Origin of the sequence: Streptomyces sp. H51 (assembly GCF_035656535.1) — a bacterium.
Taxonomy (GTDB): Bacteria; Actinomycetota; Actinomycetes; order Streptomycetales; family Streptomycetaceae; genus Streptomyces.
The window spans coordinates 35,879-56,086 of sequence record NZ_JAYMHD010000048.1; the positions used below are offsets into that span (position 1 = coordinate 35,879).

The 20,208-nt window shown below is 76.4% G+C and carries 16 protein-coding genes; 12 read left to right on the forward strand and 4 right to left on the reverse strand.

Annotation, left to right across the window (positions count from 1 at the left end):
* Nucleotides 1-64: 64 nt before the first annotated feature.
* Complete coding sequence (locus tag VKA29_RS13710) at nt 65-3,289, reverse strand: type 2 lanthipeptide synthetase LanM family protein (RefSeq protein ID WP_324785770.1); 3,225 nt, start codon at nt 3,287-3,289, stop codon at nt 65-67.
* A 544-nt stretch (nt 3,290-3,833) separates the two neighbouring features.
* Between VKA29_RS13710 and VKA29_RS13715 the strand changes: the two genes are divergently transcribed.
* Together VKA29_RS13715 and VKA29_RS13720 are read left to right on the forward strand one after the other, a co-directional pair.
* Entirely contained in the window at nt 3,834-4,445 is a 612-nt protein-coding gene (locus tag VKA29_RS13715) for a helix-turn-helix transcriptional regulator (protein ID WP_324785771.1), read from the forward strand.
* Nucleotides 4,442-5,128, forward strand: coding sequence for a helix-turn-helix transcriptional regulator (locus tag VKA29_RS13720; protein ID WP_324785773.1), 687 nt, complete (start codon nt 4,442-4,444; stop codon nt 5,126-5,128). The genes VKA29_RS13715 and VKA29_RS13720 overlap by 4 nt, the downstream gene beginning before the upstream one ends.
* 201 nt (nt 5,129-5,329) lie before the next feature.
* Here VKA29_RS13720 and VKA29_RS13725 read toward each other — a convergent pair whose 3' ends face one another.
* The 3 genes from VKA29_RS13725 to VKA29_RS13735 form a co-directional block, all read right to left on the reverse strand.
* Nucleotides 5,330-6,070, reverse strand: coding sequence for a peptidase E (locus tag VKA29_RS13725; protein ID WP_324785774.1), 741 nt, complete (start codon nt 6,068-6,070; stop codon nt 5,330-5,332).
* A gap of 156 nt (nt 6,071-6,226) precedes the next feature.
* Complete coding sequence (locus VKA29_RS13730) at nt 6,227-7,009, reverse strand: 4'-phosphopantetheinyl transferase family protein (RefSeq protein ID WP_324785775.1); 783 nt, start codon at nt 7,007-7,009, stop codon at nt 6,227-6,229.
* A complete protein-coding gene (locus VKA29_RS13735; protein WP_420718486.1) occupies nt 7,002-7,253 on the reverse strand; it encodes an MbtH family protein in 252 nt (83 codons plus the stop codon). The genes VKA29_RS13730 and VKA29_RS13735 overlap by 8 nt, the downstream gene beginning before the upstream one ends.
* A 282-nt stretch (nt 7,254-7,535) precedes the next feature.
* Between VKA29_RS13735 and VKA29_RS13740 the strand changes: the two genes are divergently transcribed.
* From VKA29_RS13740 to VKA29_RS13785, 10 genes are all read left to right on the forward strand, one after another.
* A complete protein-coding gene (locus VKA29_RS13740) occupies nt 7,536-9,860 on the forward strand; it encodes a lantibiotic dehydratase (protein WP_324785777.1) in 2,325 nt (774 codons plus the stop codon).
* Nucleotides 9,860-11,347, forward strand: a complete 1,488-nt coding sequence (locus VKA29_RS13745) for an amino acid adenylation domain-containing protein (RefSeq protein ID WP_324785778.1) — start codon at nt 9,860-9,862, stop codon at nt 11,345-11,347. Before VKA29_RS13740 ends, VKA29_RS13745 begins: the two co-directional genes overlap by 1 nt.
* Nucleotides 11,344-12,501, forward strand: a complete 1,158-nt coding sequence (locus VKA29_RS13750) for a threonine ammonia-lyase (protein ID WP_324785779.1) — start codon at nt 11,344-11,346, stop codon at nt 12,499-12,501. Before VKA29_RS13745 ends, VKA29_RS13750 begins: the two co-directional genes overlap by 4 nt.
* Before the next feature lie 32 nt (nt 12,502-12,533).
* The gene (locus tag VKA29_RS13755; RefSeq protein WP_324785780.1) at nt 12,534-12,794 is read left to right on the forward strand and encodes an acyl carrier protein; all 261 of its coding nucleotides are present in this window, start codon (nt 12,534-12,536) and stop codon (nt 12,792-12,794) included.
* A 108-nt stretch (nt 12,795-12,902) separates the two neighbouring features.
* A complete protein-coding gene (locus VKA29_RS13760) occupies nt 12,903-15,260 on the forward strand; it encodes a lantibiotic dehydratase (RefSeq protein ID WP_324785781.1) in 2,358 nt (785 codons plus the stop codon).
* A 60-nt stretch (nt 15,261-15,320) separates the two neighbouring features.
* Entirely contained in the window at nt 15,321-16,154 is an 834-nt protein-coding gene (locus VKA29_RS13765; RefSeq protein ID WP_324785782.1) for a DUF429 domain-containing protein, read from the forward strand.
* Between the two features lie 478 nt (nt 16,155-16,632).
* Nucleotides 16,633-18,684 carry an ATP-binding protein gene (locus tag VKA29_RS13770; RefSeq protein WP_324785783.1) on the forward strand — a complete coding sequence of 684 codons (2,052 nt, stop codon included), beginning with the start codon at nt 16,633-16,635 and terminating at the stop codon, nt 18,682-18,684.
* Between the two features lie 83 nt (nt 18,685-18,767).
* Nucleotides 18,768-19,202, forward strand: coding sequence for a roadblock/LC7 domain-containing protein (locus tag VKA29_RS13775; RefSeq protein WP_324785785.1), 435 nt, complete (start codon nt 18,768-18,770; stop codon nt 19,200-19,202).
* A gap of 2 nt (nt 19,203-19,204) precedes the next feature.
* Complete coding sequence (locus VKA29_RS13780; RefSeq protein ID WP_324786071.1) at nt 19,205-19,576, forward strand: DUF742 domain-containing protein; 372 nt, start codon at nt 19,205-19,207, stop codon at nt 19,574-19,576.
* Entirely contained in the window at nt 19,554-20,153 is a 600-nt protein-coding gene (locus VKA29_RS13785) for a GTP-binding protein (protein ID WP_324785786.1), read from the forward strand. Before VKA29_RS13780 ends, VKA29_RS13785 begins: the two co-directional genes overlap by 23 nt.
* Nucleotides 20,154-20,208 lie beyond the last annotated feature (55 nt).

A 20,208-nucleotide genomic window follows, 5' to 3' on the forward strand; every position in this document is an offset into this window, starting at 1 on the left:
CGTGGTGCCGTGGTGCGGAGGAGCGGAGGAGCGGAGGAGCGGAGGAGCGGAGGAGGGTGTGCGGTCAGTGACCCGGCTGTCCCAGGAGCAGGACGGACGGGACGGTTTCGGGGCGGGCCAGGCGGAGCAGTCCGTAGCCGATGCCGGACAGGCCGGTCAGCAGCCCGGGGGAGGGAACGTGGTCGGGGGTGGCGCAGCGGTGGCTCTGCGCCTCGACGAGCGCGAGCACCTGTCCGGTACGCCGGCTCAGCGTCGCGGCGGCGGTCGCGTCGCCGCGCCGGGCGAGCACGGCCAGGGCCTCCAGCGTGCCGAGGGTGCCCCGCCCGAGGCTCAGACCGGGGCCGACCTCGACGTCCGCCAGCCCGGGCGACAGCGCGGACGCCGGCCCGGCAGCCGGTCCGGCCGACGGCGCGCCGGCTGCGGGCAGTGCGGCGGCGGCCGCCACACCGGCGGACCCGGAGAGCCAGGAGGGGTCCGCGTGCGCGGCCGGCACGTCCCGGACCGCGGCGCGGAGCAGGGCGTCGGCGGCGCCCGCGTGTGCGGCGGCGCGCTCGGGGCGGCGGCCGGCGTAGCGCCGCAGCGCCCAGCCGATCCCGGCCGCCCCGTCGGCGAAACCCGGGCCGCGGACCGGGGCCGCGCTGCCCGCGACCGCGCTCGAACCCACCGCACCCGCACCCGCACCCGCACCCGCGGCCCTGGTTCCGGTTCCGGTTCCGCCGACGGTCCGGTCCGGCCCGCAGGCCGTCACCAGCAGCAGGTCCGCCACGGTGTCCGCCAGCCGCAGGGCCTCGGGCGACCCCGTCGCCTCGTGTACGGCGACGGCGGCGGCCAGCGCACCGGCCGTGCCGGCGGCCAGCCCCGGGTCGGCGCAGGCGGCGACCGCGTGCCCGAGCGCGGTGAGCGCGTCGGGCAGGCACGTCGTCAGGTCCTCTCCGAGCAGCGCCGACAGCCTCGGGAGCGCGTAGACGATGCCGGCCAGCCCGTCGTAGGCGCCGGGTCCGGCCGCCGCGCTCAGCTCGGGGTCGGCGGCCAGTGCCTTCATCAGGGCGGGCAGCGGCAGGACCGCCTCCCGCGCCAGCGCGGCGTACCGCCCGGCCCCGGTCAGCGCGTCCGTCTGGGCGAGGAACAACGCCACGCCGCAGTACCCCTGTCCGAGCCCGGCGCCCATCGGCAGCACGGCCCAGTGCGGTCCCGACACCTGCTCCAGGCCCAGCCAGTTGGTGCGGCCGCCGCCGCGTATCGCGCGGGCGGCGATCTCGTCGGCGATCCCGCACACGGCGGCCAGCAGCCGCGAGGTGTCGGGCACGACCTCCGGGACCGGGGCGAGGGCGAGTTCGGACCGCCGTGCCAGGGGTGAACCGGCACCGCGCGCCGCCAGCGTGGCCGAGATGATCCACTCCTGGTCGTGGCAGTCGACCTCGTCCATCCGGGCGAGCTTCGCACCGACCGCGGCCAGGCTCGCCACGGGCAGCACCTCCGGCAGCCAGGCGCCGTCGGCCGCCCGGACCCCGGTACCGGACGGCCGGTGCACGAACAGCGGCACGTCGCCGCGCCACAGGTCGGCGGTCTCCTGCTCGACGAGCCGCCGGCGCGCCTCGTCGTGCTCGGACTCGGTCCACAGCACCGCGAACACGCCCTCCCGGGCGAGCGCGTCCCCGAGCAGGGACGGGTGCGTGGACTCCTCCAGCAGCGTGGCGTACAGGCGGGTGGAGCGGACGATCAGCCGGGCCGGGCTGTCGGCGCGCATGGCCAACGGCCCCTCCGGGGCGAGCAGTTCGCGACCGTGCGTGGCGAGGGCCGCGTAGCCGGTGCGGAATCCCTCCAGCAGCGCCGCCCGGTGGTCGGCCCCCTCCAGGGGCGCCCCGTCGGGCAGCGGCTGGTTCTGCGCGGCGGGGCTGGGCAGCGGCGCCCGTACCGCCCGCATCGTGTCCCTGCCGCTGTCCTCCCAGTGCAGGCCCTCGCTCGGGAAGGTGCCGTCGGTGGACCGGCCGAGCGCGGAGATGTCCAGCGCGCCGTGCTCGCCGATCAGCAGGTGGGGCAGCAGGCAGGTGCGGTGCACGGAGGCGTGCAGGGCGTCCGCGGCCGGGTCGGCGCCGGCCGTCATGGCCTGCGGCAGCCCGGTGTGCAGCAGGGTCTCGGCGTCCACCAGGACCGGCTGGTCGCCGCAGGCGATGACGTTCTCGTAGTGCATGTCGGCGCCGTCCACCGCGTACAGCAGGGCCAGCAGCGCCCCCTGGCGCCGGTAGAAGGCGTTGGTCTCGGCCATCGACCGGCACCAGCGGTGCTCCACGAACTCCAGCCAGCCGTACGCCGGCCGGCGCACACTGCGCGGCGTGCGCAGCGCCAGACCGGGCACCTTGGCGTTGAGCCAGGCCGCCAGGTCGTCGAGCAGCGCGTGCTGGCCGAGCGGGCGGGGCTTGTAGACGACCCGGTCCCCGCCGGTGAAGCGCAGGATCGCGACCGCCCGGTTGCCCTGGTGGGCGTCACCGAGACCGAGGTCGACCCCGGCCAGCGCACCGGGCTCGCGCCCGCCGAGCAGGCCGGCGACCAGGTCGTCCCGGTCGGCCCGGAACCGCGCCACCAGCTCCGCCGCCGCGTCCGCCGCGTCCAGCGCGGTCTGCGCGAGCATCCGGGCCAGCACCGGGTAGGCGGAGACGAGCGCCGACAGCCCCTGCCGGGTGCCGGTCGCGGCGACGAACGAGGCGAACCGCTCGCTCGGGTCCGCTCCGGCGAGCCGCCGGGCACGCCGGGCGAGGGAGAGTTCGTGGACCAGGGTACGGGCGGCCTGCCGGACCAGCTGCTCGGTCAGCCGCCGCTCGAACGCCCTCTGCCACACCGCCTGTTCGGCGACGGGAACGCCCGGCAGCAGAGCGGCGAGGCGGTCCGCGGCCGGGGCGACGAACGGCCGTACGACGGTGGCGAAGACCTCGGGACCCACACCGTCCGCGGCCGGCTCGACCTCGGCCGGGCTCTGCGGGGCGGAGTCCAGGGCCGCTTCCGCGTACCCGGCCCAGCGGGGCTTGGCCGCGCGGGCGGCGAGCAGCTCGGCGGGTTCCGCCGCGAGAGCCGCCGCGGTCGCCGCGTCCACCCGGAGGTGGGCCAGCCGCAGCGCGAAGCCCTCGCTGTCCCCGGCGGCCCAGGGAGCGCGCCCGGAGGCGGCGGAGCCGGCGGACGCCGCCGGGAGTCCGGGGGCGGCGAGCCGTTCCGCGAGGGACAGCGCCGGGGCCCACCAGGAGAGCGGCAGGCCGGCGCTCCGGGAAGTCGGGAGGCTGGTGGCGGTCTCAGTCACGTCACCGAAGGTGGCAGACGCCCTACGACCCCCACATGGGGAAGTGACCCCCATATTCCCTGCCGACCCGCCCCACCGGGTGGGTGACGGCCGCCGCGACGACACCGCGCGGTGCGGACGACCGCCCGCCGTACCGGGGAGAACCGCACGTCAGCGCCCCTGCCCGGCGTCCTGGGCCGGGGGCGGGCCGACCACCGTACGGGCGCTGCCCAGGGGCGCCGCGTACGGGGGTGTCCCACCCGCTCCGGGCGGCCCGACCCCCATCCCGGCCCGCCGCGCCCGCCTCGTACGGGTGCCCGCCGCGCCGCCCACCGCAGGACCGGGCCCGAGCGGGCCTGAGCGGGCCTGAGCAGGCCCGGACGGGCCCGCCGCGCGCGGGGTGGCCGGAGCCGGGCCGCCCGCCCGGTGGGAGGGGGACGGAAAAGGTGGGGACCGACTACCGATGCTCCCGCGGCCCCGCCGGGCGCACGGTGTCGTCCAGAACCCCCCCCCAGACCGCCCGCCGTGCTCATCACGGGGCGGACGACCTTCCAAGGAGCAGCAGATGGGAGCACCTGTACCCGTCGGTGTGGTCGCCCTCGACCCGGTGCTGGAAGCCGGCACCCGCAGTACCCTCCTCGCCTGCGGGGAACTGACCCTCTGCGAGCCCGGCGACGCCCGGGTCGCCGTACTGACCGTGGACCGGCTCGGACCGGCCGAGCTCGACATGGTGCGCGTCACCCGGGCCTGCCCGCAGCGCCCCGCCGTCGTCCTGGTGGCCGGCGCCCTCGCCTCCGGCGACGCCCTGCACGCCCTCGCCGCCGGGGCCCGCGGCCTGCTGCTGCGCCGTGAGGCCGACGCCTCCCGCCTCGGCCACGCGGTGCTGGCCGCCGCCGAGGACGACTGCACCCTCCCGACGGACCTGCTGGAACAGGTCCTGGACCGCCCGGCCGACGCCCGGCACGGCAGCGGCGGCTGGGCCGGCGGAACCCTGTCGGACCGGGAGCGGTCGGTGCTGCGGCTGGTCGCCGACGGGCACGAGACGGCGGAGATCGCCCAGCGCCTCGCCTACTCGCCGCGCACCGTCACGACCGTCGTGCACGACATCACCCAGCGCTTCCGGCTGCGCAACCGCGCGCACGCGGTCGCCTACGCGCTCCGGGCGGGTCTGCTGTGACGGCCACCCTGGCGCCCGCGGCGCTCCTGGAGTCCCGCACGCCCGTTCCGCCGGCCGGCCACGTCAGACCCGCGGCGCCCGCCGGGCCCGCCGTGCCCCCGGCTTCGGCGGCCCTGTGCGTGCTGCCCGCACGCGGCGCGGACCGGGTCCGCGCGCTCGCCCGCCGCGCGGGCCTGAGCTGCGTCGACGGGCACCCGGAGGCGGGGACCGTGACCGTGGTCGTCGCGCAGGACGCCGAAGAGGCCCTGCGCGGCCCGTGGAACGGCGGACCACTGCTGCTGGTGTGCGACACCGTCAGCCGTACCGGCCTGCTGCGGGCGCTGCGCGCGGGCGCGGTGGTCCTGCGGAGCGAGGACCTCACGCCGGAGGCCCTGACGGCGGCCGTCCGGCGCGCCGGGCACCCGCACCCGTCCATCCCCTACCCGGAACTGTCCCACCTGCTGAACGGCGGCCCGGCACCCCGCCGGCCGGACCGGAGCGGCAGCCGGCCGCCGACCCTGACGGCGCGTCAGACCTCCGTGCTGCGCCTCATGGCGGAGGGGCACGCCAACGCGGACATCGCGCGGCTGCTGGACTGCTCCGAACACACCGTGAAGAACGTCATCTACGAGATCATGGCGCGCCTGCAGGCCCGCAACAGGGCCCACGCGGTCGCCCACGCGGTCCGCCACGGGCTGGTCTGACCGGAGCCGGACGCCGGACGCCGGACGCCGGACGCCTGACGGATCCCGGACGACGGACCCCGGGATGACGGGCGACGGCAGACGGGCGACGGCAGACGGGCGACGGGCGACGGGCGACGCAGACGCGGGGGACGGGAGAGGTGGCCGGCGGGCAGGGGAACGCCGCGCCCGTCGCCCCGCGCGCCGTCGCGGTGGACCGCGTCAGAACCGGGGCGTGGGCAGCGACCGCGGTTCGATCCGCTCCTCCACCGCCCCGTCGCCCTCGCGGCCGACCAAGTAGGCTCCCCTGCCCGGCAGTTCCGTCACGGCCTCGACCAGCTCGGTGCCCCGGTAGACCAGGCCCACCCCGTCGTCGGTGCAGTGGGCCGTGCGGAAGGCGCCCTCGGCGACCAGCCGGTGGATCAGCGGGCGCCGGCCCGGGTCGGAGTCGTAGTGCACGCCGTTGCCGTACGGCAGCAGGCCCAGCCCGTCGGTGAACGGGCGCAGTCCGGGCCCGAAGGAGTCGGTCGCGCCGCCCTCGAACCAGCAGAGCGAACCCGCGCTGACCCCGGCGAGCACCACGCCCGCCCGCCACGCGCGCCGCATGATCGCGTCCAGGCCGTGCACCCGCCACACGGCGAGCAGGTTGGCCACCGAACCGCCCATCACCCAGACGACGTCCTGGTCCAGGACCGTGCCCTCGACGTCCTCGACGTTCGGCATGGGGAACAGGTACAGGGGGGTGAGGTCGAAGCCCGCCGCCCGGGCGGCCTCCGCCGCCCGCGCCGTCACGTGCTCGGCGTCACCGGTCGCGGTGCCGACGTACAGGACACGCGGACGCCTGCCGTGCACGCCGGAGAGGTCGACCGCGTGGTGGACCAGGGCGTCGAAGAGCAGCCGGGTCCGGGTGCCGACGCGGTGGCCTCCGGAAGTGGCGAGGATGGTCGGTTCGGCAGCGCTCACGCGCGCGAGCGTAGCGCGCCCGCCCCCGCCCCCGGGGGAAATCCGGGAAGCGGGGCGCACGCCGGCGTACGCCCTCGGGCGCACCGAGACGGGCACACAGCGAAGAGAGCGGGGACCGGCCACCGGCCGGTCCCCGCTCTCCTGTGCCGGGCGCTCTCACTCCGTCCGCAGGGCCACCGCCGCCGCGTACCCCGCCGGGACGAGGACGTCCCGCAGGGTCCACTCCGGCGCCGGAGCGGCCGGCCGAAGCCCGGTGCCGACGTAGTCCAGCGCCGGATCGCGCACCAGCCCGGTCCCCAGGCCCTTGAGGTAGGCCTCCTTGCGGACCCAGGTGCGGGTGAACGCCGCCGGGCGCTCGTGCGCGGGCAGCCTCGCCAGCTCCGCCGCCTCCGCCGCGTGCAGCGCCGACTGCGCGCCGAGCACCGCCTGAGCGGTGGCCAGCCCTTCCACGTCGACGCCGACCGGGGTGGGGGCGAGCGCCACCATCACCAGGTCCCCGCTGTGCGACAGCGAGAAGTGCACCCCGCGGGTGCGCAGCGCGGGCCGGCCGTGCGGACCCCCGCAGCCCGCGCACGGCTCGCGCACCAGCGGCAGCGCGTCGGCGGGGACGCCCAGCAGCAGGCTCAGCACGCCGCGCAGGGTCGCGTGCGCCACCACGTACGCGTCACGGTCCCGGGGCCGGTGGAAGGCGCCGGCCCGCGCCCGCTCGTCGGCGTCCAGCAACTCCCGCGCCCGCCGCAGCGCGAGGGGGTCCTGCCGTCCCACCTCGGCCAGGTACAGCTCCACCGGCCGGCGCGGCGTGCGCGGGCCCGGCAGGCGGCCGCCGGAATGCAGTCCGGACAGATCCACGACGTCCGGGCACAGCCGTCCGGGCGGCGGCTCCCCCGGCGGGGCGTGTGCCGACAGGGCGAGCGGCGGACCCGGGCGGGACTCAGACATCGGCCCCGGCCGGCCGACGGCGCAGGCTGAGCGGGCGCATGTCCGTCCAGACGACGTCGATGTGGTCCAGGCACTCCTGCCGGGTGCCTCGCCGGCCCTCCGGGTGCCAGCCGGCCGGCGGCTCGCGGTCCGCCCGCCAGATCGAGTACTGCTCCTCGTCGTTGCGCACCACGAGGTACACGTCCTCGGCGCCCGGGCGGACCTCCTCGCCGCCCGTGCCGGTCGCGGAATCGGTTTGCGTCACGGTGACCTCCCGCAGGTGATGGGGCCGGCCCGCGGGTCAGGGCCGACGGGGTCAGCGTGCCCGCCGCCGGCCGCGCCGGTCAGGGACGAACACGCCGAACCCGAGGCACCCGTTGCTGCCGGATCTTCTCTGGTGACGGACGGCCGCGGCGCGGGACCGTGCTGTCCGGTCGCGGGGCGCCCGGCACCCCGGCGGCACCCGCCGTCCGGCACCCCGGGGGCGCCCGCCGCCCGGCCGAGCCGCGCGATTCCCGCGCACCCCCCGTTTCGGAAGGAGCACGCGATGTCGGACGAGCACGCACCTGTCCTGCTGCCGGGCGGAGGCTGGCGGCTGTGGGAGCAGTTCGCGCTGCGCGGCCCCGGCTTCCCCGCCGACGGCGTGCTGCGCCTTGCCCCGCCCGGACTCGCCGAGGCCGCCGACAAGTTCGGCCCCGGCGCCGAGCTGTCCGGACCCGAGTGGCAGGCCTTCGCCGACGACCTGGCCACGGCCGCCGTCGGTACCGCCCGGCACCTTCAGGAGATCGCCGCCCAGCCGCGCTTCCAGGCGGCCCTCGCCTGGCAGAACCCCGCCGTCCTGCGCACCGGCATCGCGCCGTTCCTGCGCTGGACCCCGGGCACGGACAGCCGCAGCAGCATGCCCCGCCAGCGCGAGGAACTGGTCGCGCACTACTGGCAGCGGTTCTGCGTCAAGAACGACACCATCGGGTTCTTCGGTCCGGTCGGCTGGGGCCGGTGGGACCCGTCCGCGCCGGGAGCCGTCGCCGTGGACCCCGGGCGGGACTTCCTCGCCGCGCACGAGGTGTACTTCTCCGGCTGGGCGATCGACGCCCTCGCGAAGGTGCTCGCCGAGGATCCGGAGCTGATGCGCTGGATCCCGCCGCGCCGGGTGTCCTTCGTGCGCTGCGCCGACGGCACGGTCCACGTCCCCGGCCGCCCCGCCCAGCCGATCGGCGCGGCCGAGCTGGCCGTGCTGAAGCTGTGCGACGGCACCCGGCACCCGGCCGCCATCGCCGCCGAGCTGGGCCTGGACGAGGACGAAGCGGCCCGTACCGTGAGCGAGCTGGTGAAGCGCCGCTGGGTGCAGTGGCGCCTGGAGGTGCCGGCCGCCACCCACCCCGACCACGCCCTGCGCCGCATCCTCGAACGCGTCCCCGACGAGGCCGCCCGCACGCGGGCACTGGACCGGCTCGCCGTGCTGGAACGCGGCCGGGACGCGGTACGCGCCGCCGGCACCGACGCCGCCGCGCTGACCGCCGCGATCGGCGCCCTGGAGGCGGACTTCGCCGCCCTCACCGACAGCGAGGCGCAGCGGGCCAAGGGCGAACGGACCGCGCCGTGCCGGGGACTGGTGTACTCCGACGCCCGGCGGGCGGCGACCGCCACCGCCGGCGCCGGACTGCTGGCCCACCTGGAGCCCCTACAACTGTGCCTGACGGCCGCCCGCTGGATGACCAACCGCTTCGCCGACGCCGTCCGCGTCCGCCTGCGCACCGTCCACGACCGGCTGAGCGCCGCCGGCGAGCCGGTGGACCTCGGCACCCTGTGGCTGCACACCCTGCCCTCGCCGCACCCCGACGCCGGCCGGCTGATCGACGCCGTCCAGGCCGAACTGCGCGCCAAGTGGGCCCGCGTCCTGGACCTCCCGGCCGGCGTGCGCCGGGTCCGGCTCGCCACGGCCGACCTGGCCGAACGGGTGCGCCAGGAGTTCGACGAGCCCGGCGACGGCTGGTCGCTGGCCCGGTACATCAGCCCCGACGTGCTGGTCATCGCCGACGACGAGGCCGCCCTGGCCCGGGGCGACGTGCAGCTCGTCCTCGGGGAGATGCACTGCGCGCTGAACACGATGGGCGCCTCCCTGTTCGTGCACCAGCATCCGGACCGCGGCGCGCTGCTCGCCGAGACCACCCGCGACTTCCCCGGCCCGCGCCTGCTGCCCATGCTGCCCAAGGAGCTGCCGCTGAAGTGGTCCACCCGCAGCAGGCCCTCGCTGGACCGGCCCGAGGACCACTACGTGGCCCTGGTCGACCAGACCGGCGACCCGCACCGCCCGCGCACGCTGCTCGGCGCCGACGTCATGGTCGAGGACCGGGACGGCCGGCTGACCGCGGTGCTCCCCGACGGCACCGCGTACGACCTGCTCGACGTCTACGCCAACACCCTCACCCAGCGGGTCATGGACCGCTTCACCCTCCGCCCCGAGGGCGCCCACACCCCCCGGATCACCCTCGACCGCATGATCGTCGCCCGCGAGACCTGGCAACTGCCCGTCGCCGAGGTCGACTTCGCCGACGAGAAGGCGGAAGCCGCCCGCTTCGTGCGCGCCCGGCACTGGCAGCGCCGGCACGAGCTGCCCCGCTTCGTGTTCGTGGTCTCGCCGACCGAACCCCGCCCGTTCTACGTCGACTTCGACAGCCCCGTCTACGTCACCATCCTCGCCAAGGCGGCCCGGCGGCTCGCCCGCAAGGACCCGGAAGCCCGGCTCAAGGTCAGCGAGATGCTGCCCACCCCCGAGCAGGCCTGGCTCACCGACGCCGAGGGCCGCCGCTACACCAGCGAACTCCGCTTCGTCGCCGTCGACCGGACCGTCACCGGTGAGGGGGACGCGTGATGCGCACCGTCGCCGACGACATCGCCGCACACGCCGCCCGGCACCCCGACCGCGTCGCGCTGAGCACCCCGGCGGGCGAGGTGACCTACGGCCGGCTCGCCGCCCGCATCGAGGAGATCGTCCGCCTGCTGCGCGCGCACGGCACCGGCCCGGAGACGGTCTGCGCCGTGGCCGTCGAGCACGGCACCGACGCCGTCGCGGCCATGGCCGCGGTGCTGCGCTGCGGCGCCGCCTTCCTCACCCTGGACGTCGGCCAGCCCCACGACCGGCTGACCGAATTCGTCCGCGGCGCGGGCGCCCGCCTGCTGCTGACCCACGAGGCCCTCGCCCCGGCCCTCGACCCGGGCGTCCCCGCGGTCCTCCTGGACCGGCCCGGAACCGTCCAGGGCCCGCCGCCGGGGCCGGTCGACCCGCGGGCGCTCGCCTACGTCAGCCACACCTCCGGCAGCACCGGCCGGCCCAACGCCGTACTGGTCGAACACGGCGCCCTCGACGCCTACCTGCGCGACACCGCCGAGGCGTTCGGCCTCGGCCCGGACACGGTGGCCCTCCAGACGGCACCGCTCGGCTACGACGCCTCGATCCGGGACACCTTCGCACCGCTGCTGGCCGGGGCCCGCCTGGTGATCGTGGACCGGGCCAGGCTGCTGCGCCCCGAGGAGTTCGCCGGCACCGTCCGCGAGCACCGGGTCACGGCCCTGCTCAGTGTCACCCCCTTCTTCCTGTCCCACCTCGCGGCGCAGCCGCAGCTCACCGACCCGCTGGCCGGCGTCACCCTGGTCGCCTCCAGCGGCGAGTCCCTGCGGCCGTTCCTCGCCGCCGGCGGACGCCGGACCGTCCCCGGCCGGCTCGTCAACCAGTACGGCCCGACCGAGTGCACGATGACCACCACCCGGTACAGCGTCCCCGCCTCCCCGGACCCCTCCGCCGACCTCGTGGGCACGCCCCGCGCGGGCGCCGTGGTCCGGGTGCTGGACGCGGACCTGGCCCAGGTCCCCGACGGCACGGTCGGCGAGGTGTACATCGGGGGAGTGGGCGTGGCCCGCGGCTACGGGGGACGCCCGGCCCGCACGGCCGAGTGCTTCGTACCGGACCCCTACGGCCCGCCCGGCGCCCGCCTGTACCGCACGGGCGACCTCGGCTGGTGGGGGCCCGGGGGACTGCACTACGTCGGCCGCACCGACCGGCAGGTCAAGATCCGCGGCTATCGCGTGGACCCGGCGGAGGTCGAGGGCTGCCTGCTGGCCCACCCCGGCGTCACCGGGGCGGTGGTGACGGCGCACACCGACGACCGGGGGCGCGTGCACCTGCTCGCCCACCTCACCGGCGACCTGTCCGGCACCACGGACGCCGAGCTGCGCGGCCACCTCGCCCGGTCCCTGCCGCCGCACCTGATGCCGCGCCGGTTCCTGCGCCTCGACGCCCTGCCCACGACCCGCGGCGGCAAGGCGGACCGCCGGCTCCTGGCCACCGGGAGCACCGCATGACCGCCCTCGACCTGCGTCGCGCCGCGACGGCCCCGCACTCGTCCCCCGCGGCCCCGCACTCGTCCCCCGCAGCTCCGCAACTGTCCGCCACGGCGCCGAAGTCGGGCGTCGCGGCGCCGAAACCGTCCGCGCCGAAACCGCCCGCGTCCGAGCCGGGCGTCGCCGCCGCCCCCGGTCCCGACCCCGGTCCCGGCGTCGCGGACCTGCGTGCCGCCGCCGCCCGCATCGCCCCCTACGTCGTCCGCACGCCGCTGCTCCGCGGCCCGGCGGCCACCGCCCTCGGACCCGGCCTGCTGCTGAAGGCCGAACACCTCCAGCACGGCGGCTCCTTCAAGATGCGGGGTGCGGCCAACGCGGTCCTCGCCCTGGGCGCCGACCGGATCGTCACCGGCTCCTCCGGGAACCACGCGCTCGCGCTGGCCCGGCTGGCGCGCACGCTCGGCATCCGGCTCACCGTCGTCCTCGCGGCGGGAGCGGCACCCGCGAAGGCCGCCGCCGTCCGCGCCCTCGGCGCCGAGACCGTCCAGGTGGACGGAGGAGTGGCCGAACGCGAGGAACGCGCCCGCGCCCTGGCGGCCGAGCGGAACGCCGTCCTGATCCCGTCGTCCGACCACCCGCTGGTGGTCGCCGGGGCGGGCACGGTCGGCACCGAACTGCTCGCCGACGCACCCGACACCGAGACCGTCTACGTGCCCACGGGCGGCGGCGGGCTGCTCGCCGGGGTCTGTCTCGCCGCCCTGCACCGCCCGGTCCGGGTGGTCGGCGTGGAACCGTCCGGCACCCCGCGCTACGCCCGCTCCCTGGCCGCCGGCCGCCGCGTCCAGCTGCCGCCCGGCACGACGGTCGCCGATGGTCTGCGCGGCCAGTGCCCCGGGGCCGTCCCCTATCCGATCGTCCGCGACCGTGTCGACGAGCTGATCGCCGTCGACGACACCGAAATCCTCGCCGCCGTCGCCCTGTTGGCGCGGCACGGCGTCGACGCCGAACCGAGCGGCGCGGTCGCCCTGGCCGGAGCGCTGCGCGCCGGCCGCCGCGAACGGGCCGTGGCCGTCGTCTCGGGCGGCAACACCCCCGCCCGTCTGCGCCCCCTCCACCACGACCCCACCCGCACGCACGACGACAGCGACAACGACAGCCACACCACGACCGACTGACACCACGTCATCTCGCCGAAGGAGCAAAGGACATGACCATGAACACCGCCACCGCCACCGCCCAGAACACGGTCGAGGTCCTGGTCGGCATCTTCCGGGACGTGCTGCGCCTGCCCGAGCTGACGCCCGACACCGACTTCTACGAGGCGGGCGGCGACTCGCTCACCGCCTTCCAGATCACCGGCCGGCTGCAGGAGATCCTCGGCGCGGACGTCCCCGTCTCGCTGGTCTTCGCCTACCCCACGCCGCGGGAACTGGCCGAGGTCGTCGACGCGGACTACGGCACCGCCTGACCGGCCGGCCCGCCGAACCGTACCGGCGGCACCGCCCGTACCGCCCCTCCACGCGTCGGCCGCGTCGGCCCGTACCGTCCATCCGCGCCACCCAAGGAGAGCCGTGCCATGACCGAAGACCTCGTGCCGTCCCTCGGCCGCTGGCGGCTGTGGGAGCAGTTCGCCCTGCGCGGGCCCGGCTTCCCCGCCGACGGCGTGCTGCGGCTGGCTCCCGCCGGGCTGGCGCAGGCGGCCGACAAGTTCGCCGCCGACGACCCCCTCGACGGCGACCGCTGGGAGGACTTCTCCCGGCTCTTCGCGGATGCCGCCGTGGAGACCGCGCACACCCTCCAGGACATCGCCCGCACACCGGCCTTCCGGCAGGCGGTGGCCTGGCAGAACCGCCCGGTGCTCAGCTCCGGCATCGCGCCGTTCCTGCGCTGGACCCCGGGCAGGGACAGCCGCAGCAGCATGCCCCGCCAGCGCGAGGAACTGGTCGCGCACTACTGGCAGCGGTTCTGCGTGAAGAACGACACGATCGGTTTCTTCGGCCCGGTCGGCTGGGGCCGCTGGGACCCCGCCGCGCGGGGACTCGTCGTCGACACCGGCGAGGGGCTGACCGAGGCCTCGACCGTGTACTGGGCCAGTTGGGGCATCGACGCGCTGGCGCGGACCCTGGACGCCGACCCCGGCCTGCGGGAGTGGATCGCCCCGCGCCGCGTGCCGTTCGTCTCCCTCGACGGGGACCGGGTCCGGATACCGGGCCGGCGCCCGGTGACCGTGTCCGCCGAGGCGGCGGCCGTCCTCGCCCGCTGCGACGGCGTCCGGCCCGCCCGTTCCATCGCGGAGGAACTGCCCGGCACGGACGTGCCCGCCGTACTGGCCGACCTGGTGGCCCGCCGCTGGGTGGTGTGGCGGCTGGAGGTCCCGGCCGGCACCCATCCGGACCGCGACCTGCGGGCGTGGCTGGAAGGCGTCGGCGCGAGCGAGCCACGACGGCGGGGCCTCGCGGCACTGGACCGGCTGGAGCGGGGCCGCGCCCGGGTGGCGGCGGCCCGGGACGTGGACGGCCTGGTCGACGCCATGGCGGAGCTCGAGCGGGAGTTCACCGACCTCACCGCCACCGCCGCCGTGCGCGAGAAGTCCGCGTCGACGGCGCCCTGCCGCGCGCTGGTCTACTCCGACACCCGCCGCTCCGCCACCGTCCGGCTCGGCCCGGCCGTCCTCGACGCGCTGCGCCCGCTGCGGCTGCTGATGGACAGCGCCGGCTGGCTCACCTCCCGGCTCGCCGCCGCGGTCACGGCCGAGACCCGCCGCGTGTACGACCGCCTCGCCGCCGAGGGCGGTCCGGTCGATCTGGCGTCGTTCTGGTTCGGGTGCCTGCCGGTGCTGCACGGCCCCGCGCGCGCCACCGCCACCGAGCTCCAGCGGGAGTTCGCCACGCGCTGGCAGCGCATCCTGGCGGCGCCGGCGGACGCCCGCCGGGTGACCGTGCGGTCCGCGGACATCGAAGCGGCCGTGCGCGCGGAGTTCGGCGACACGGCCGGCGGCTGGACGGCGGCCCGCTATCTGAGCCCGGACCTGATGATCGCCGCCGACGGGGCGGAGGCGGTGGCACGCGGCGACTTCACCGTCGTGCTCGGCGAACTCCACGTCGCCTCCAACACGCTGGGCGCGTCCCTGTTCACCCATCAGCACCCGGACGTGTCCGAACTGTTCCGGCTGACCGACCGCGACCATCCGGGCCCACGCCTGATGCCGCTGATCCCCAAGGAACACCGGGCGCGCCTCTCGGCGCGGGTCCGCCACACCCTGGTACGCCCCCAGGACCACCAGGTCGCCCTGGCCGACCTCACCGCCGACCCGGCTCGCACCCGGGTCGTGCGCTCCGCCGACGCCACGGTCGAGGAACACGGCGGCGACCTCGTCGTACGGCTCCCCGACGGCTCGCGGTTCCCGGCGGTCGACGTGCTCTCCCACGTCCTCACCACCCTGGCGATGGACCTCGTCCGGGTCCTGCCCCAGGCGGAACACACCCCCCGGGTCACCGTCGACCGCATGGTGATCGCCCGGGAGACCTGGCGGCCGTCCGCGGCGGGCGCGCGGTTCGCCGACGAGAAGGACGAGGCCCGGCGCTTCGTCGGGGCCCGCCGCTGGCGCACCGAACTGGGCCTGCCACGCTACGTCTTCGTCGTCTCCCCGACCGAGTCCCGGCCCTTCTACGTCGACTTCGACAGCCCGGTCTACGTCACCATCCTCGCCAAGGCCCTGCGCCGCCTGGCCCGCAAGGACCCCGAGGCCGTCGTCACGATCACCGAGATGCTGCCGACGCCCGAGCAGACCTGGCTCAGCGACGACCAGGGCCGCCGGTACACCTCCGAGTTGAGGTTCGTGGCCCACGACTCGGCACCGGACGCCCCGGGCGGTCCGCCGGACCGGTTCGAGACGGGAGGCGGAGGGGAACCCGACCCGGTGGCGGCGGGCTGACCGCTCGCGCCACCCGACGGCACCGGGCCGGACGGTGGGGGACAGGACGGACGGCAGCCCGTGGACAGTGTGGACAGTGCAGAGAGCCCGGACGGTCCGGCGGCGCGGACGGTGACGCTCGGCGTCGACCTCGCCGCGAGCGCGCGGCGTACCGCCGTGTGCCGGGCGGTCTGGACGAGGGAGGGCCTGTCGGCGGCGGAGTTCGTCGTGCCCGACGGGGACGAGGACCTGCTGGCGATGGTCCGGGAGGCCGACAAGACCGGCCTGGACTGCCCGCTCGGCTGGCCCTCCGACTTCGTCGCCACGGTCGTCGCCCACCACCGGGGCCTGCGGCTGCCGCCCCCGGCACACTTCGCGGAACGGACGGACGGCGGGCCCGGCCTCGACCCGCTGCGGTACCGGCTGACGGACGACCTGACCTGGAAGGCGACCGCGACGCGTCCTCCGCTGTCCGTCTCCACCGACCTCCTCGGAGTCGTGGCCCTGCGCGCCGCCCGTCTCCTGGACGCCCTGGCCGCGGCCGGAGCCCCCGTGCCGCGGGACGGGTCGGGCGCCGTCGCCGAGGTCTACCCCGCCGCCGCGCTGCGGCTGTGGGGCATCCGCCTCGACCGCAGTTACAAGAGCGCGGCTCCCGAGGCCCGCTCGGCCCGGGAGCACGTCGTCCGTTCGCTGGAGGCGGGCCTGGCCCGCCCGCTCCCCGAGCCGCTGCGCGCGCGGTGCGCCGACAGCCACGACCATCTCGACGCCCTGCTCTGCGCGCTGGTGGCGCGCGCCGTGCTGGCCGGGGACACCCGGTGGCCGCGGTCCCCCGAGGAGCGCGCGGCCGCCCGGCGGGAGGGGTGGATCCATCTGCCGGGACCCGATCTCGGCGCGCTGTGCCGGAGCGCGGGCTGACGGCGCCGGCAGCCGCGCCGTGGCGCGTCGAGCGCCGCGACCCTCGACGAACACGCTCGGTGACACTCAGGGGAGGGGTCGGGTGCCGTCGGCGGTCTCGGACGGTCCGTCGGGCATTGCCGGCCGGACGGGCGGGGCGGGGGCGGAGGACAGGACGGTGAGGGGCGGGGAGCGGGAGTCGCCGCTCCCCACCGTTCCGTCGTGACCGCTTCTGAACAGGTCTGATCGCTCGATTACGCCTACTGAGCGAGCCGCGGAAGGGCTGCTCGCTCTGTCGTGCGAGAGTTCATACCAGAGCGGGACGCTTCCCGGGAGACTTTGCCGACTGCCCACCGCGCACGATCCTCAGGCAACTACTGTGAGTGTCCGTCGGGCGACGTGGGGCCGAATCGCCGGCCCCTCGGCCGACACCCATGGCGCATGCCCGGACAGCGCGGACCGTGCGCCCCGGCACCGACGGACCAGTACGAGGACACCGATGTCTCAGCTTCGCGCACCGGCCGCACGCGCAGACCGCCGCGAGGGCGGGCGGCACGGCCGGCCGGTCGCCCGACCCGTCACCGTGTCGCCCGAGACCCGGATACGGCCCCAGCTGCTGCGGCTCGCCGTGCTGCCACCCGTCGCGGTCGCGCTCGGCGCCGGCGCCGCCGTCCTGTTCACCGTCCGCTCCACCGGCGCCCGGCCCGGCCCCGCCCTGTGGGGCGTGCTGGCCGGCGCCGCCTCCTTGGCCGTCGCCGGAATCCTGGTCGCGGCCGTGGCCGCCGACCGCGCCGCCCGCTCCGTCAGCGACCGCGTCGGCGCCCTGCGCCGCAGCACCAACCGAGGCGAGGCCGACCTGCGCGCCGTCGTCGAGACGCTGCGCCGCGGCGGCGGCCCGCCCGAGCGCAGGCCGCGCAGCGGACCGCCCGAAGGCGCCGACGACTTCGAACTGCTCGCCGCCGACCTCGCCCGCGCCCACGACGGCGCCGTCACCGCCGTCGTCCAGGCCGCCCAGCTCTCCAGCCAGACGGGCAGCGAGCAGAAACTCGAGGTGTTCCTCAACCTCGCCCGGCGCCTGCAGTCCCTGGTGCACCGCGAGATCTCCGTCCTCGACGAGCTGGAGAGCGAGATCGAGGACCCCGACCTGCTCAAGGGCCTCTTCCACGTCGACCACCTGGCCACCCGCGTCCGCCGCCACGCCGAGAACCTGGCCGTGCTCGGCGGCGCCGTCTCACGCCGGCAGTGGAGCCACCCGGTTCCCATGACCGAGGTGCTGCGCTCCGCCATCGCCGAGGTGGAGCAGTACTCCCGGGTCAAGCTCGTGCCCCCGATCGAAGGCGAACTGCTCGGGCACGCGGTCGCCGACGTCATCCACCTGCTGGCCGAACTCGTGGAGAACGCCACGGTGTTCTCCGCCCCGCACACCCAGGTCCTGCTGCGGGCCGGTCTCGTCACCGCCGGGCTCGCCGTCGAGGTCGAGGACCGCGGACTCGGCCTGCCCGCCGGTGAACAGACCAAGATGAACGCCCTGCTCGCCGACCCCGACCAGGTCAACGTGGCCGGCCTGCTGGCGGACGGCCGCATCGGGCTGTTCGTCGTCTCGCAGCTGGCCCGGCGGCACGGCATCACCGTCCGGCTGCAGACCAACATCTACGGCGGCGTACAGGCCGTGCTCGTCGTGCCGCAGAGCCTGCTGGGCGCGGCGCCGGGCGTCCCCGGCGCCGGGGCGCGGCCGGGCGGCGAGGCACAGCCGGAGGCGGCAGCGCCGCACGGGGCAGCGCAGCCGCCGACGCTGCCGCCCGGCTCCGGTTCTGGCGCCGGATCTGGTTCCGGATCTGGTTCCGGTACCGGTTCCGATGCCGTCGGACAGCACGGCGCGCCCGCGCACACCGCACCGCGGCGTCCCGGCGAGACCGCCCGTTCCGCGCCCCACGTGCCGGACGGCGGCGCACCCGCACCGCTGCCGGTGCGCGGCGCCGACCAGGAACGGCCCACCCCCGCGGACGCGCTGCCCGGCATCAGGCCCGACGTCCGGCATCTCCTCACCGAGCACATGGGCACCCCGCCCAGGCCCCGTGTCGGCACCGTCCGCGGCACCATGAGCAAACCGCGACTGCCCCGGCGTCGCGCCCAGGAACACCTCGCCCCCCAACTGCGCGACGGGCCGCTGCCGCGCCGGGACAGCGAGCACGTCGCCGGTCACGACCCGGACCTGATGGCGGCGTTCCAGCGCGGCGTCGGCCTCGCCGAGGCCCAGCAGCACCTGGACGCCGGGTTCCTGACGCCCGCCCACCCCAGCTCACACCCCCTGACACCACCTCACCCGACGACGCTCGACATGGAGGCGCCCGACATGGGGTCGCCCTACACGGCCGCGCCGCACATGGCCCCATCGGACATGGCCCCATCGGACATGGCCGCGCCGCACATGGCCGTACCTGACACAGCGTCGGCCCCCACCGACCCGCTCGGCGGGGAGCCGGCGCCCCTGGAGGCGCCGCGCGGCACCGACCATCTCACCCGGCACGACGGGAGGGCGCCGGCCGGATGAACACCCCCCTTCCCGCTTCCGACCCCGCCCCCAGCGCCCCCGGCGCTCCCGCGGACCTTCGCACCCCGAGGAGTCGATCCACCATGGCGACCGACGCGCCGACCGGCCACGCAACCGATCTCGACTGGCTGATGAGCGGCCTCGTACAGCGCGTACCGCACACGGCCAGCGCGGTACTCCTGTCCTGCGACGGACTCGTGAAGTCGGTCCACGGCCTCGACGCCGACAGCGCGGACCACATGGCCGCCCTGGCCGCCGGCCTCCACTCCCTCGGCCGCAGCGCCGGCATCCGCTTCGGCGACGGCGGGGACGTCCGGCAGGTCGTCGTCGAACTCGACTCGACCCTGCTGTTCGTGACCACCGCCGGATCCGGCACCTGTCTCGCCGTGCTGGCCGGCCGTGAGGCCGACGCGGCGGTGCTCGGCTACGAGATGGCGATGCTGGTCAAGAGCGTCCGCCCCTTCCTGGTCACCGCGCCCCGGCGGCACGCCGTCGAACCCACGGCGATGACGCCTTGAGCGTGGTGGCGGCCGGCGACGGGCCCTGGCTGGACGACGCGGCCGGACGCCTGGTGCGCCCGTTCACGGTCAGCAACGGCCGCACCCGGCCCAGCGTCGCCCTGGACCTCATGTCACAGGTGATGGTCACCGGAGCCGGCCCCCTGGGCCATCTCGGGCCGGAACACGCGCAGGCCCTCGACCTGTGCCGCGCGCCCGTTCCGGTCGCCGAGGTCGCCGCCCATCTCAGGCTGCCGGCCGCGGTCACCAAGGTGCTGCTGTCGGACCTCGTCGACTGCGGGGCGCTGACCGCCAAACCACCCGCGTTCCACGACAACCCCACTGACCGGGCCCTTCTGGAGGCGGTGCTCGATGGACTACGACGACAGCTGTGACCCGTTCCCGAAGGCACTGAAGATCCTGGTCGCGGGCGGGTTCGGGGCCGGCAAGACCACCTTCGTGGGAGCGGTCAGCGAGATCCCGCCGCTCAGCACGGAGGAACTGCTCACCACGGTCAGCGCCGCCACCGACAGCCTCGACGGGGTCGAGAACAAGGCCGGGACGACGGTGGCCATGGACTTCGGCCGCATCACCCTCGACCGGGAACACGTCCTCTACCTGTTCGGCACGCCCGGGCAGAAGCGGTTCTGGTTCATGTGGGACGAGTTGTCCGAGGGTGCGCTCGGCGCGGTCGTCCTCGCCGACACCCGGCGCCTGGAGGAGTGCTTCGCGGCCGTCGACTTCTTCGAGCGGCGCGGCCTCGGCTTCGTCGTCGCGGTCAACGAGTTCGACGGCGCCCACCGCTACGACCCCGAGGAGGTGCGCGCCGCCATCGACCTGGCCCCCGGAACACCGGTCGTGCGCTGTGACGCCCGCATCTCCAGTTCCGGCGTGCAGACGCTGCTCACCCTGGTCCGGCACCTCATCGCCCAGGCCAAGGCGCCCGCACCGAGCCAGAGCGCCCACAGGTGAAACCCGCACACCCCACGGAGCCCCGTATGACACGCGTCCACAGGGACGGAGCCCG

Excerpts from the sequence above, each read along its gene's own strand:
- VKA29_RS13715 (WP_324785771.1), top strand. The coding sequence starts at position 3,834 with ATGGGAGCACCTGTACCCGTCGGTGTGGTCGCCCTCGACCCGGTGCTG.
- VKA29_RS13730 (WP_324785775.1), bottom strand. The coding sequence starts at position 7,009 with ATGTCTGAGTCCCGCCCGGGTCCGCCGCTCGCCCTGTCGGCACACGCC.
- VKA29_RS13740 (WP_324785777.1), top strand. The coding sequence starts at position 7,536 with ATGTCGGACGAGCACGCACCTGTCCTGCTGCCGGGCGGAGGCTGGCGG.
- VKA29_RS13745 (WP_324785778.1), top strand. The coding sequence starts at position 9,860 with ATGCGCACCGTCGCCGACGACATCGCCGCACACGCCGCCCGGCACCCC.
- VKA29_RS13750 (WP_324785779.1), top strand. The coding sequence starts at position 11,344 with ATGACCGCCCTCGACCTGCGTCGCGCCGCGACGGCCCCGCACTCGTCC.
- VKA29_RS13755 (WP_324785780.1), top strand. The coding sequence starts at position 12,534 with ATGACCATGAACACCGCCACCGCCACCGCCCAGAACACGGTCGAGGTC.
- VKA29_RS13760 (WP_324785781.1), top strand. The coding sequence starts at position 12,903 with ATGACCGAAGACCTCGTGCCGTCCCTCGGCCGCTGGCGGCTGTGGGAG.
- VKA29_RS13770 (WP_324785783.1), top strand. The coding sequence starts at position 16,633 with ATGTCTCAGCTTCGCGCACCGGCCGCACGCGCAGACCGCCGCGAGGGC.
- VKA29_RS13775 (WP_324785785.1), top strand. The coding sequence starts at position 18,768 with ATGGCGACCGACGCGCCGACCGGCCACGCAACCGATCTCGACTGGCTG.
- VKA29_RS13785 (WP_324785786.1), top strand. The coding sequence starts at position 19,554 with ATGGACTACGACGACAGCTGTGACCCGTTCCCGAAGGCACTGAAGATC.